At 40.1% G+C, this 13,839-nt stretch carries 10 protein-coding genes; 4 read left to right on the forward strand and 6 right to left on the reverse strand.

The genetic code is table 11. The features are described from left to right. Positions 1 to 378 precede the first annotated feature (378 nt). Positions 379 to 948, reverse strand: a complete 570-nt coding sequence (gene efp / locus B2W49_RS05325; protein ID WP_291335226.1) for an elongation factor P — start codon at positions 946 to 948, stop codon at positions 379 to 381. A 314-nt stretch (positions 949 to 1,262) separates the two neighbouring features. Here efp and epmB point away from each other — a divergent pair, with 314 nt between their 5' ends. From epmB to B2W49_RS05340, 3 genes are read left to right on the forward strand one after another with little or no spacing between them, the layout of a single operon-like run. Then, positions 1,263 to 2,279, forward strand: a complete 1,017-nt coding sequence (gene epmB, locus B2W49_RS05330) for an EF-P beta-lysylation protein EpmB (RefSeq protein WP_291335228.1) — start codon at positions 1,263 to 1,265, stop codon at positions 2,277 to 2,279. A 14-nt stretch (positions 2,280 to 2,293) separates the two neighbouring features. Next, positions 2,294 to 4,039 carry a GTPase gene (locus tag B2W49_RS05335; protein WP_291335230.1) on the forward strand — a complete coding sequence of 582 codons (1,746 nt, stop codon included), beginning with the start codon at positions 2,294 to 2,296 and terminating at the stop codon, positions 4,037 to 4,039. Beyond that, positions 4,021 to 6,144, forward strand: a complete 2,124-nt coding sequence (locus B2W49_RS05340; RefSeq protein ID WP_291335232.1) for an EAL domain-containing protein — start codon at positions 4,021 to 4,023, stop codon at positions 6,142 to 6,144. Before B2W49_RS05335 ends, B2W49_RS05340 begins: the two co-directional genes overlap by 19 nt. An 86-nt stretch (positions 6,145 to 6,230) precedes the next feature. Here B2W49_RS05340 and rpmE read toward each other — a convergent pair whose 3' ends face one another. The 4 genes from rpmE to B2W49_RS05360 form a co-directional block, all read right to left on the reverse strand. Further along, a complete protein-coding gene (gene rpmE, locus B2W49_RS05345) occupies positions 6,231 to 6,455 on the reverse strand; it encodes a 50S ribosomal protein L31 (protein WP_004971624.1) in 225 nt (74 codons plus the stop codon). 203 nt (positions 6,456 to 6,658) lie between these two features. Then, the gene (locus tag B2W49_RS05350) at positions 6,659 to 7,651 is read right to left on the reverse strand and encodes a bile acid:sodium symporter family protein (protein WP_291335240.1); all 993 of its coding nucleotides are present in this window, start codon (positions 7,649 to 7,651) and stop codon (positions 6,659 to 6,661) included. A gap of 196 nt (positions 7,652 to 7,847) precedes the next feature. Then, positions 7,848 to 8,249: a lactoylglutathione lyase gene (gloA, locus tag B2W49_RS05355; RefSeq protein ID WP_291335242.1), complete on the reverse strand. Its 402-nt coding sequence runs from the start codon at positions 8,247 to 8,249 to the stop codon at positions 7,848 to 7,850. 17 nt (positions 8,250 to 8,266) lie between these two features. Further along, positions 8,267 to 10,447 carry an AmpG family muropeptide MFS transporter gene (locus tag B2W49_RS05360; protein ID WP_291335244.1) on the reverse strand — a complete coding sequence of 727 codons (2,181 nt, stop codon included), beginning with the start codon at positions 10,445 to 10,447 and terminating at the stop codon, positions 8,267 to 8,269. A gap of 194 nt (positions 10,448 to 10,641) precedes the next feature. Between B2W49_RS05360 and B2W49_RS05365 the strand changes: the two genes are divergently transcribed. After that, complete coding sequence (locus tag B2W49_RS05365) at positions 10,642 to 13,329, forward strand: Lon protease family protein (protein WP_414630582.1); 2,688 nt, start codon at positions 10,642 to 10,644, stop codon at positions 13,327 to 13,329. A 123-nt stretch (positions 13,330 to 13,452) separates the two neighbouring features. Here the strand turns inward: B2W49_RS05365 and grxD are convergent, their stop codons facing one another. Next, on the reverse strand, positions 13,453 to 13,794 hold the full coding sequence (grxD, locus tag B2W49_RS05370) for a Grx4 family monothiol glutaredoxin (RefSeq protein WP_019837647.1): 342 nt from the start codon (positions 13,792 to 13,794) through the stop codon (positions 13,453 to 13,455). Positions 13,795 to 13,839 lie beyond the last annotated feature (45 nt).

Consider the following 13,839-nt stretch of genomic DNA (forward strand, 5'->3'; position numbering starts at 1 on the left):
TGCACTGCAAACAAAGCAGTGCTTGTTTTTGCTCAGGCTGTGGCTAAAACTTTCTCAGATTGCGTTATGAAACTTGGCAATAGTCTCGCTATTCCCTGCGTTTCATGCCTGATCTGCTCAGTTTTAGCCTACAGCGCAAGCCATTTATGAAATGTCTACAGACCCTTGCTTTAATTCCTAAATCCTTGGTTGATCTTGCTCCTTTTATTTCGATGTCTGTTGCTTTTGCATCCACACTTTGCGCTACCGCACACTTGAATGAAGCACCAACAGTTTCCTTTACTTTTCACTTATTCTTTTACCACATAATCAAAGTAACAAAAAAGGGGGATGACATGAATCATCCCCCTCTTTTTCTTATGATTAATCAATAAATCATTATGCGCGTTCTAGGTATTCACCTGTACGTGTATCGACACGAACGCTATCCTCTTGCTGTACAAATAAAGGAACACGTACCACTGCGCCTGTTTCTAATTTCGCTGGTTTACCGCCACCACCAGAAGTATCACCACGTACACCTGGATCAGTTTCAACAATTTTTAATACCACAAAGTTTGGTGGGTTTACAGTTAAAGGCACACCGTTAAACAACATAATGGTACATTTTTCGTTTGAATCATCTTTTAACCATTTTGCAGCATCACCCATTGCGGTTTTATCAGCAGCAATTTGCTCAAAAGATACAGGATCCATAAAGTTCCACATTTCGCCATCGTTGTAGAGGTATTCCATTTCTACTTCTACAATGTCAGCAGCTTCTAATGAATCACCAGACTTAAATGTTTTTTCTAAAACTTTACCAGAACGAAGGTTACGAAGTTTTACGCGGTTAAACGCTTGACCTTTACCTGGCTTTACATATTCATTTTCCATGATTGAACATGGGTTACCATCAAGCATAACCTTAAGGCCTGACTTGAAATCATTCGTAGAATAATAGGCCATGACTGGCACACTCCAAACTGACTAACTTAACTATTTATGTTACAAAGTAAATGACCAACGCAGCTCTGCGATGCTCGCCATCTTGCAACATCTTTTTTTCATCGGACGTATTGTAAATGAGCAAGCCTTAACGAAGCAATGAAAATCCACTACCGATCGCCTCAAGATATCGGTAAAATCTTCTGTTTTGTGATGATTCTGATTTAAAGCGATCAAATCATTCGCGGCATTCACGCTCAATGAACACAGAATTCATCTACGCTATACAGATGTGTACTTGGTTCATTTCATCTCATATTTAAATCTTTTTTGGCATGATCAACTACCTGTACCAACAACAAAACTGGCAATCTCAACTCAGTGACTTGATCACCGACCCGCGCGAATTGTTGAATATTTTAGAGCTGTCTGAACAACAGTTGCTGTCAGGTGCATTACTGGCATCCGATCAGTTTAAATTGCGCATTCCACGTGCATTTGTTGCCAAAATGCAAAAAGGCAATCCACTCGATCCTTTACTGTTACAGGTTCTGCCGCATCATTTAGAACTGAAAGATCATCCCGGATTTGTCACTGACCCTTTGGGTGAGGAACAAGCCAATCAACAACCTGGAGTCTTACACAAATATAAATCACGCTTTTTGCTAACCCTGACTGGTGCTTGCGCAGTACATTGTCGTTATTGTTTCCGTAGACACTTTCCTTATCAAGAAAACCTGCCAAAAACTGAAGATTGGGACAACATCCGTAATTACATTGAAAGCCAACCCGATATTAATGAAGTGATTTTAAGTGGTGGTGACCCACTCACTTTGTCAAATCGTAAATTAAGTATCTGGATTGAACGCTTAGCATCTATTCCGCAAATAAAATTTTTGAGAATTCATTCACGAGTTCCGATTGTTATTCCCAACCGTATTGATGAATCACTGATTTCCTTATTAAAAAATAGTAGGCTGCGTATTATTCTAGTGGTACACTCGAACCACGCAGCAGAATTAGATGACTTTACGTGTTCGCAACTTACCAAGTTAGTCGAGCAAAACTTCACCGTTCTGAATCAAGCAGTCTTATTAAATGGGGTCAATAATTCTGCCCAGATTTTGGTCGATTTAAGCTATCGTCTTTTTGATGCGGGGGTGATGCCTTACTATTTACACGTGTTAGATAAAGTAAAAGGAGCGCATCATTTTGATTTAATGCCGCAAGACATTGATCACATCTATAAAGAGCTTTTGGCGAACTTACCAGGCTATTTAGTTCCTAAACTCGTTAGGGAAATTGCGGGCGAAAAAAACAAGACACCACTTTTTGGGGTTTCAACTTATTGAGTTAAATAATAATCATGAATACAGATACTTCAGATCTTTTTCTAGTTCCCAGCGAACTAAAGCTGGAGCAATTAAGTTTTTGTCAAAATACGGTTAAAAGCATTCAGTCATGGGCAGCGGATTTATCCATTTTACAATTGGGTGATTCTTCCCAAGCCCTGTTTAATGCACTGTTAGAAATTTCAGAACTGAAATGTCAGGAAACATTACGTTTTGACTTAATTCAAGCTATTCATCCAACACTTGAAAATGTACTCACCAGTCTGGAAAAGCATTTTTTCAATCAGGCCTTAATTAGTAATGACCGCAACGATCATATTATTGAACTCGCGCTGTCATTACGCAGTCACTTCGCCAAAGTGTATATTGATATTTGCCGACGCAGTCACCAACAACTTACTCAACAAAAGTTTTCTTTATTTGCCTTCAATTTAAAAAAGAATTTACAAACTGCACGAGTTCTATCTAGCTATTATGCTTTACAACAATTAGCTCTACTGCGCTATCAACAGCACATGCTTTATAGCCACGCCTTGCCAAATCAGTGGCTGATTGCACACCAAATTTTAGATACTGCAATTCAACAACATTATTATTTAAATAATATTAATCAGCTACAAGGCACACAACATCAACTGATTAATATTGCACAAGCCTATGCGCAGCTGATTTTATTGGAAATTTTCAACACCCATCAAATTCGACCTGCAGAAATTCAAGGCTTATATCTCTGTAGCTTTGACTGGGCAAAACTGATTCAAGTTTTACCCAAAGAAACGACGCTTTCACGTTATGTGGTCGATGCAACTAAAGATCATCCACCTATTTACAATACGCACCAAAGCCAAGGTTTTCATGCCAATATTTTTATTGCAACTCAACCCCTACTCGATCATTTAAATGAAGCTCAAGGTCGTAAAGGTGAACATTTATCACGCAATGAAAAGCTATTCTTAACCCCTGCTTTGCATTTCCATTTGCACAATATTTTGACCAATACAGCAGAACGTGTGCATGAGCGTTATGAATATTCGGCACGGATTAAAATTTGCTTTGGTTTGACTGTGGCACATTTTTATCTGTCTAATGGTAAAAACTTCAATGAAACGCTGGCTTTGGGCGATAACTACCAATTCCAGAATGAAAGCCAGTTTATCAATGCCATGCATACCAACTCTACGGTAGATATTAGCGCTGTTAAAACCTTAGACCGTCAAGCCAAACAAATTTACAATGCCGAAGTTATTGATATTAGCGTCAATGGCTATCGTATTAAATGGACGGGTGAAACACCGAAAAACCTTAAAACTGGTGAATTTATTCTAGTTCAGGAAAATAGCCAAAGTCCGTGGCGTGGTGGTGTAATCCGTTGGATTAAACAATCTGCCGAAAAAAGTTTAGAACTTGGTTTGGAAATTTTAACCCAAGATATTTACCCATGTGCTGTTTTTATTAAAACAGATAGACATACAGGACATTATCATCCAGCATTATTGGTACAAAGTACGCAGGTCAATGAAGTCAATACCACGTTGATTTTGCCAAATCTGCAAGTATTACGTGACAAAAAAACCGTACAATTACGTTTAGGTGAAGAAGAACTTAAAGTGTTCTTAATTAAGCCGTTATTGATTACCCAAAGCTTTATGCGCTTTGATTTTGAGTTGTTGAATGACCAACAACAGCCTTTACTTGATGGTTTTATTCAGAAACAAGTGAATGAAGTTAAAAATCACGATTTATGGGAAGCATTAAAGTGAGAAATCCATTATTGTCTAAAAAGCTCAAACGTACCGAAACACGTTTACTCATAATCGATGACAACCAAATACGTTTTAATCAAATTTGTGAACAACTCGCTGCAAATGAGCACCGTGTTCAGGCTTATCTATTAGATGACATTAAAAACTTTGAAAAACAATTACATTTAACTTGGGATTTGGTGATTTTTGGTCGTGCTTATGACCTAAAAGTCGATCAAGCACTTACTCTAATTCGTGCATCACAGCAACCAAATTTACCGCTGCTTTTGCTCAAACCAGACGATTACGATGCCACACAATACACCAGTTATGTGCGCAAAGGCATCTATGACATTATCAATTTAGATTACCCCGAACGCTTCTATTTTGGCTTAATTCGCGCACTGTCTTTTAGTCGCTTACAGCAGTCACAAGAACAACTTATGACTGAACTGGAAAATGCGCAATCACAAGCTCAGGCGTTGGTCGAAGACAGTAGCAAAGCAGTAGCCATTATTCAGGAAGGAATTCATGCACAAGCCAATGCTGAATATTTACAGCTATTTGGTTTAAAAAGTGAAGATGACCTTATTGGCTTGCCATTATTGGATTTATTGCAACCGCAAGATATTACAGATTTTAAATTCCGCTTTAAGAAAGTCAGTCAAGGACAATTTGAACACGGCCGTTTTGATATTCATAGCCAAAACCCGCTATTAGCAAAACAAAACCCGCTCAAAATTGAATTTGTTGGAGCAGCTGACGACGCCATACAAATCACCATAGATATTGAAAATACGGCGCAAAATACTGTCCCTGCTCAAACGACAGCAGACAAAGCAGCGACAAAACCAAGCACCTACCAATTGGTAAATCGCACTTTAGCCAAACAGCCATCTAATGCCAATGCTTTGGTGGTGTTTTCTTTGGCGAACTGCCCTGAATCAATTTTCCAAGCCGACTGGCAAACCACAAAAAATTACTTTGCCAACATCCGAAACTTTTTAAAAGAACAGACCAATGTACCTTTATTTAATGTGAGTAATGGTTTAGTGGTTGGTTTGTTCCAAGCAGAATCGCCTGCAATTTTAGAATCGAAACTGATTGGCTTAAACTCACTCACGAAACCACAATTACTCACGGTAGATCAGCACAGCTACCCGCTTAATTTGCGCATTGGTTATGTGCCACTCACTCAAGACATTCAAAATGAAAGCAGTTTTGAGCAACTGATTAGCCAAGGTTTTGCCAACGCACTTCCACAACCGCAAGAACACCACAACTCAGGTTTAGCCTTAGACTTGTCCTTTGGTGAATCTAATTTAAATGTGATTGAATCTGCCGCAGCTGTACCACAATCCTATAGTGAATCTACGATTATTTCTGCTATACGTCAAAGCCTTGATCGCGGTGAAATTCACCTTAAATATCAACAACTTTACGACAAACAAGACACCAATTTATATACCTACGAAGTGACCAGCGGCTTTATTTTCAATAGCGAATGGAAAACACTGACAGGCTTAATTGATTTGGCTGAAGACCCAGAATTAGCCATTAAACTGGATCGTTGGATTTTAGTTGAATCCTGTAAACAATTGCACAACTTCATTACCCAATACCCTGAAGCGAAGTTGATTGTCAATTTAAACAAATTTGTTTTATTACAAGACCGTAGCTTCCCTGAATTTGTGTCCAAACTGATTACGATTATTGGTAGCCCTCTCAGCCATCCATTAATTTTGCAATTCTCGGAAGAAGATATCAGCCAAAACTTAGGTGATGCACAGAAACAAATCAGTTTATTACGTCAGTACGGCGCTGAAATATCTCTTCGCGATTTTGGTCATTCGATTTATAGTGAATCCATCTTAAAACAAGTCGATATCCACTACTTGACTTTGCACAGCGCACTGACTGAAAAACTGGCTGCTGATGACTCAACGCAAGAATTGCAGAAACAATTGAGCATTTATAGTGAAATTAAACCTGTGGAAGTGTTATTGCGTGACTTAAATGATATGAACCTGTTTGCAAATGCGTGGAATGTCGATGCACGCTTTATTCAAGGTGATTATTTCCAGAAAAAACTCGATCATTTAATTGATGTGCAAGACCAATAAGGTCTTGTGCATTAGGGTCTATATTTTTAGATCCTAAATCTAAGGTACAAAAAAACGGGCAATTGCCCGTTTTTTTGTACTGGAGATTAACGTTTGATAGAACGTGACATACCAGCAAAACGTTGTTTGAACTTGTCGATACGACCGCCAGTGTCAACGTTCTTTTGCTTACCAGTGTAGAACGGGTGGCATGCAGAACATACGTCAAGATAAAGAGTTTCTTTACCAACTGCTGAACGAGTTTCGATTACGTTACCGCAAGAACAAGTTGCAACTAATTTTTCATATTTTGGGTGAATATCGGCGCGCATCGTCGATTACTCCTAAGATTTAAGAAGGCTTAAGCTGTCATCGCAATTGGTCACTCTCATTTAAAAAACGAGGACATGCTTTAAAAGCAGACCAACACCACAACAGACCATTCTTTTGGCCCACCGAGACGGATACCGTCAGAGCTAAGCACAACAAGTTGCGTAATATTATACGGAATAAAATTTTTTAAAGCTAATTATTCTTAGTTATTTAATTCTTGCGTTTCAATCGAATCTGGCTGCTTCTCAAGATAATTGGCAATCACGCCACACACCATTAACTGAATTTGATGGAAAATCATGATGGGTAAAACAATCATCCCCAAAGGCTGCCCAATAAATAAAATTTGCGCCATGGGTACACCACTGGCCAAGGTTTTTTTGGAGCTACAAAAAAATGCGGCGATTTGATCTTCACGTGCAAAACCCAACCATTGTGGTACAACCCACGCCAACCACATCACAAGGGTCAATAACACTGAGCAGGCAATAATCAAAAGCAATAAAGTCATGCCACTGACTTGATGCCACAACCCTGCTACCACTGCCCCACTAAATGCGCCATAAACCACCATCAAAATCGAACCCTGATCAAACACCTTGACCAATTTTGGCAATTTCAGCATCTGTGGAAAAACATAAGGACGTAATAATTGCCCCAAGATAAATGGCACTAATAACAATAACGTAATTTGAATAATCGAGTTTATCGGGTCAAAACCGTGTGCAGACTGACCTAAAATAAAGATTCCTACTAAAACTGGGGTAATAAACATCCCAATTAAATTAGAAAAAGACGCACTGCAGACTGCGCTGGCAACATTGCCTTTTGCCACTGAAGTAAAGGCAATTGAAGATTGCACGGTTGAAGGCAAAAAGCACATGAACAAAAAGCCCCAGTACAATTCCTGCCCAAGCATTGGCACTAAAATTGGCTTTGCTAGCAAACCTAAAATCGGGAATAACGCAAAGGTAAAAGTAAATACCAACGCATGCAATTTCCAATGCATCATGCCTTGAATTACGGCTTCACGTGATAATTTCGCCCCATGCAAAAAGAACAAAATCGCAATAGCAACAGTCGTAATCACACTAAAAACTTCGGCGGCCTGCCCTGACACAGGCACGACACTGGCGAGGATCACCATCACAAACAAAAGAATGGTAAAACGGTCCAATGCCAATAACTTCAACATAAATACATCCTGTATATTTTTTACTGTTGCAAAAAAAGCCCAGTAATTTTCACCTTTCGATAAAGGTATATTACTGAGCTCTATTCAAAAAGCGAGTATTTTCAGGTGATGTTCAATATTTTTAAAATCAATACTGAACGATATTCAATTTATTGTGCCATAAAGGTTTCTTTTTTACTGCTGCACAGATAAAGACCTAGTTATTGCGTGCGTTCTGATCTTGCTGGATCAGTTCAACCTTATAACCATCTGGGTCTTCAACAAATGCAATGACCGTCACGCCACCTTTCATTGGCCCTGCTTCACGTATCACATTGCCACCACGCGCTTTAATTTCTTCACATGCTTTGTAGGCATCTTCTACCCCAATTGCAATATGACCATAGCCATTACCCAAATCATAGCTGTCTGTATCCCAGTTATGGGTCAGCTCCAAAACGGTATGATTTTCTTCATCGCCATAACCTACAAAAGCAAGAGTAAAACGACCTTCTTCGTAATCACGCTTACGGAGCAAAGTCATACCTAAAACTTCTGTATAAAATTTTAATGATTGCTCTAAATTACCTACACGTAACATAGTATGTAGCATGCGCATGACATTCATCCTTTTGTTCAATCGGTTTTGCTTGTATGTTGATGCTCACCCAACAGTTTTGCCACCCACACCACTAAAATTAGAATAGGTATTCCAATTAAAGTGGTCATAAGGAAAAAGTTCGGATAACCAATATTTGTCACTATAGTACCCGAATAGCCGCCTAAAATCTTAGGGGTCAGGGTCATAAGTGAGCTAAAAATCGCATATTGAACCGCGGTAAATGATACACTGGTTAAACTCGATAAAAAAGCGATAAAAGCTGCACCTGCCAAACCTGAAGCCAAGTTATCGACAATAATGGCAAAATATAACCATGCTGTACTATATGGCTTAATCACCTTGCCCTGAATTTCAACCATATTGTTTGAAGATAATTGAACGATCGGCAAAGGCTGGATATCTACATCCAAAGCATTGGCTTCATGTGAGTTTAAATCGACCTGATACGTTTGACTGTGTTGTTGTGTTGTTTTCTGCCCATTCAATAATACGGCTTGCAATTGTTTACTTGGTGAGTCTGCTAAAAGCTGTCCTGCAATCGCTGCTGTAAAAATTCCTTGCGCATCCAGTTTAGCATCAAAACTTTGCCCATCTAGCTGTAGTACAATTTTTTGCTGTTCAGTTAAGGCAGGCCCTGCATATTGCCCACGTACGACAATACTGTTGCTGGCTTCATTTTCGCTAATACGATTATCCGAAGTCAGTGGTAAAAACTGGAGTTGTGCAGTTTCAATCTCAGTTTGGTGCAAATACGGCATCGACACTAAACGTGACGGTGTATCGCCCGTTTGGTATTGCGCACGTACCTGAATTTCATCCTGTGTTGCTAAAACCTGACTAGGCACAGCCACTTTCCAATATCCAACTTCATCGGCCTGGGTTTGATATTGTTGCTGCCCCACAGAAACTTGCACATCGCTCAGTTGCTGTCCTGACTTCACCAGACCAATAAAAATAAGGTTGGTGGATGATGCCAACACCGCGCCAACAAACATTAATTTCATAATGTTCATACGCTGTGCCAGTAAACCGCCCAAGAAGCCACCCACTAAACTGAAAATGACCCCATAAACCTTAACCGCTTCGGCAATTTGTTCTTTGCTAAAGTTCAAATCCTGATAGAACACATTGGAAATTACACCTGCAATAATGTCTGAAACTCGATAAAAACCAATCAAGAGTAATAACACCAGTGCCAGTTTCATGCCGTAGCGTTTAAAGAAATCTGCGACAGGATACACCCATGTTTCAAATGCCATCTGTTTATTGACTGCGCCCAATTTGACTAAAATTGTGCCCACACCTACAGCCGCCACACCCGATGCAATAAATCGTAAAGCTTCTATAGAAAATAATAAAAATGCATCTTTGAGTTGGAATTGTTGTTTTAAGGCTTCGGTTAAATTACCCGAGAAGACATAACACAACACAAAACTCAGTACCGCAACAAAAAACACTGCAACTAGACGAAAATAGTCACGTCGTTGATAATGCTTGCTGACCCGATTCACTTGCGGTTCACGAATCACCAAAGTCGTGATAATGCCAATCAGCATCACCGCAGCCATCGCCAAATAGGTAATTTTCCATGCACTATAAATATAGTTGCCTTTGGCTGTACCTAACGAGGCTGCCAAAAATAAAGCACCTGCCCCTGCGACAATCATCCCAATGCGATAGCCCGCGTTATAGGTCGATGCCAACACGGTTTGCATTTGAGTTTCAGCCAATTCGATACGGTATGCATCAATCACAATATCTTGCGTAGCAGCACAAAAACCGAGCAATACTGCACCGAATGCCATTTGATATAAATGCGCCTGTCCCAAAGCTGGGTCAGAAAATGCCATCACCGCAATTGCACAGACAATTAAACATTGGGCAATAAGCAGCCATGCCCGACGACGCCCCAGTTTTTTAGTTAAATAGGGTACGGGTAATTCATCAATTAATGGCGCCCAGACAAATTTAAAGGAATAACCCAAAGCGGCCCAGCTAAAGAAAGTCACAGCACTTTTATCAATGCCTGCTTCGCCCAACCATAAGGATAGACTGGAAAAAATCAGTAAAATTGGAATACCTGCAGAGAAGCCCAAAAACAGCATAATCAGCGCACGACGGTCTAAAAATGCCGTAAATGCTGCTTTCCACCCTGTATTTTGTGCTGAAGTTTGCCCAGTCTGTTGTGTGGTCATTCGATTATTATTTTCTATCAAGTCAAAGTGTTGTTATTCAATCGCGGAATAGCTTCTGTTTCAACAGTATTTATGAAATTATGCACAACAGCCTTGTCATTTTGTAGTAAAAATTACGGCTTAGCTTGAATTTTCCGCTTAAACCTGTATACCTTTAAACTTCTAACTGCACTATTTCGTTTTGGATTTCTACAGTGACCCAAAGACTTGATCAAATCAACCCATCATTGACAACTAACACAACAACAGCAGTGCCAGACGCACAACAACCGCTTCTCAGCTCTGCCTTTGAACAAAGCGAAATACAAACCACCTTAGAAAATACGCGACTTAAAGCAGCACAACTCACCCATATTCCAAATTACGCTAACATTCCCGCTTCGACCCGACGCATTAAACCACTGAATAATTTTTTAGGACAAGATCGGGCACGTGCTTCGGTGGAAGCAGGTATTGCCCTGCCATATTCTGGCTATAATATTTTTGCAGTAGGTACAGCAGGATTAGGCAAACGCACCATGGTCAAGCGTTTGCTACAGCAACATGCTAAGAGCATGCCAACTCCAAATGACTGGGTCTATGTCAATAACTTCAAACACCCGCGCCAACCAATTGCCTTACAACTTCCTGCAGGTCAAGCGCCTAAATTCCAAAGCTTGTTACATCAAACTTGGCAAACTATTTTAAAGCAACTTGAACGTCGTTTTACAGCAGAAACCTATCACAACCGCATTGAAATGATTCGTCAACAAGCGGGAGATGAACAACAACAAGCCTTGATTGAGCTGACTAGTGAGGGTGAAGAACTCGATTTAAAACTGATTGCGCAGGAAGATGAACATTGCTTCGTACCTGTGCATCTTAAAAATGACAAAATGCAAGAAATGTCTAAGGAAGATATCAATGCTTTAGACAGTAAAACCCGAGCAGAAATTGCGTCCAATATTCGTTATATGAATAAAAAATTGGAGCGTTTAGGTTTGCATTTAGGTGATTTAGAAGATGATGCACGTGACAAAGTGCAAGACCTGAACCGTGATATTGCCAAACAAGTGGTGATGCCACGTATTGATATTATTCAAAATAAATATCCTAGCGTCGAAGGTTTGACTGAATATTTACAATACTATGCCGAAGACATCATAAATAATGTCGAGTTTGTTTTAGAACAGGAAGAGGATGATTTTCGTCCAGGTACCTTTAGCCGCATTCCTGCACGCTATCAAGCCAATATTATTGTCACTCACAAACCCAACAGCGGTGTACCTGTTATTTTTGAAGATTTTCCAACCCATTACAATTTATTGGGGCATGTGGAACAACTCACGCAAAACGGCACCATCACCACTGACTTTACCTTAATTCGTGCAGGCAGCTTACACAAAGCCAATGGCGGCTTTTTGATGCTCGAAGCAGAGCAATTACTGGAACAACCTTATGCATGGCAAGGACTGAAACGTGCCTTAAAGTCAGGGCAGTTGAAACTTTCATCTTTGGAGCACATGCTGACCTTAACAGGCAGCATTTCCATTGAACCGCAAGCCATTCCACTCAATATTAAAGTGATTTTACTGGCAGAACCTGAAATTTATTATGAAATTTTAGAGCTAGAACCCGAACTGGGCAGCGTTTTTAAAATCCGTGCCGATTTTACCGATACATTACAACGTAATGACGAAAACGAGCAGGCTTATATGCAACTGATTGCCGACTATGTGCAATCTGACAAATTATTGCCCTTTGACCGTTCTGCTTTGGCAGCATTACTTACTGACTCAAGCCGTCAAGCTGAAGATCAAAGCTCACTTTCCTTACATGCCCTCACCTTGGGGGATTTAATTCGCGAGTCACATCACCATGCAGCACAGGCAGGTGATAAAACTGTTTCCGAACAACATATCAATACTGCGCTCGATCATCGCAAATATCGCTTAGGCTATTTAAGAGAACTGTACTGGCAAGATTTATCTCGCGGTACGCAGTTAATCGAAACACGTGGACATCGTTTAGGGCAAATTAATGCCTTGTCAGTGATTCACTATGCTGATGTCGAATTTGGCTTACCTTCACGCTTAACAGCTTCAGTCTACCAAGGTGGTGGCGATATTTTAGATATTGAACGCAGTGTAGAACTTGGCGGTTCTTTACATGCCAAAGGCGTATTGTTAATGGCCAGTTTCTTAAAAGCGCATTTTGGCCGTGAACAAATTTTGCATTTTTCTGCTGCCCTCGCCTTTGAACAAAGCTATGGTCAGGTCGATGGTGACAGCGCAACGGTGGCAGAACTCTCGGCGTTAATTTCAGCGATTAGCCAGTTACCTATTGATCAATCTTGGGCCATTACAGGTTCGATGAACCAACTTGGTCAGGTGCAGCCCATTGGTGGCGTGAACGCAAAAATTGAAGGGTTCTTTGATGCCTGTAAGCTACAAGGTTTAACGGGTAAGCAAGGTGTGATTATTCCACGTCAAAATATGCAGCACCTCATGTTGCGTAAAGATGTAATTGAAGCTGTAGAACAAGGTCAGTTCCACATTCACGCTATTGATACCATTGACCAAGCCTTAGAAATTTTAATGGCACGTCCTGTGGGTAAACTCACTAAAAAAGGACGTTACAGCAAAGGTTCAATTTACGCTGCAGTCATGGAACAACTTGAATATTGGCAAGCCATTGAAGATGGCGCTGAAATTGAAGAAGAGCCGAAGAAAAAGTCCAAGAAAGAAAAGGACAAAAAAGACCCAGAGAAAAAGGACAAAGCGCAGAAAGCCAAGAAAAAACAGAAAACAGCTGAATCATCTAATACAGCACCTTCGGATCAAGTCACTGCAGAGTCAGCTGAAACGTCTGAATTTACAACAGAAAGTTCTGTAGTAGACTAAGCGTAGTGATTCAAGTCAGTTATTCAAGTTATTTCTAGATATAAAAAAAGCGCCTTGGCGCTTTTTTTATATCAACTTTTTTGTATGGATCACTTGGGTCTGATTTGACTCAAATCCAATACTTTAAGCTTCAGGTGCTGGGCTGTATTGCTCAACTAAAGGCTTTAACTCACCTTTTTGGAACATATCCAACATAATATCGCTACCACCAATGAGCTCGCCATTAATCCACAATTGTGGGAATGTTGGCCAGTTCGCAATTTTTGGCAAAGTGGTACGAATATCTTGGTTTTCTAAAATATTCACATAGGCAAAAGGACGACCAATTTGACTGAGTGCTTCTACTGCGCGCGCAGAAAAACCGCATTGTGGAAATTGTGGTGTGCCTTTCATATAAAGAAGAACAGCATGTTTAGCAATTTGTTCACGAATTAACGCTTCGGTATCGCGTACTTGTTCAGTCATTGGTAAATCCTCAACTCATCTATGGGGCATTATACCCAAAACCGA

The organism is Acinetobacter sp. UBA801 (genome assembly GCA_002296655.1).
In the GTDB taxonomy this organism is placed as follows: domain Bacteria; phylum Pseudomonadota; class Gammaproteobacteria; order Pseudomonadales; family Moraxellaceae; genus Acinetobacter.

Bases quoted from the DNA above. Each gene is read 5' to 3' on its own strand.
- efp (WP_291335226.1), bottom strand. From the start codon at position 948: ATGGCCTATTATTCTACGAATGATTTCAAGTCAGGCCTTAAGGTTATG.
- epmB (WP_291335228.1), top strand. From the start codon at position 1,263: ATGATCAACTACCTGTACCAACAACAAAACTGGCAATCTCAACTCAGT.
- B2W49_RS05335 (WP_291335230.1), top strand. From the start codon at position 2,294: ATGAATACAGATACTTCAGATCTTTTTCTAGTTCCCAGCGAACTAAAG.
- B2W49_RS05340 (WP_291335232.1), top strand. From the start codon at position 4,021: ATGGGAAGCATTAAAGTGAGAAATCCATTATTGTCTAAAAAGCTCAAA.
- rpmE (WP_004971624.1), bottom strand. From the start codon at position 6,455: ATGCGCGCCGATATTCACCCAAAATATGAAAAATTAGTTGCAACTTGT.
- B2W49_RS05350 (WP_291335240.1), bottom strand. From the start codon at position 7,651: ATGTTGAAGTTATTGGCATTGGACCGTTTTACCATTCTTTTGTTTGTG.
- gloA (WP_291335242.1), bottom strand. From the start codon at position 8,249: ATGCGCATGCTACATACTATGTTACGTGTAGGTAATTTAGAGCAATCA.
- B2W49_RS05360 (WP_291335244.1), bottom strand. From the start codon at position 10,447: ATGACCACACAACAGACTGGGCAAACTTCAGCACAAAATACAGGGTGG.
- grxD (WP_019837647.1), bottom strand. From the start codon at position 13,794: ATGACTGAACAAGTACGCGATACCGAAGCGTTAATTCGTGAACAAATT.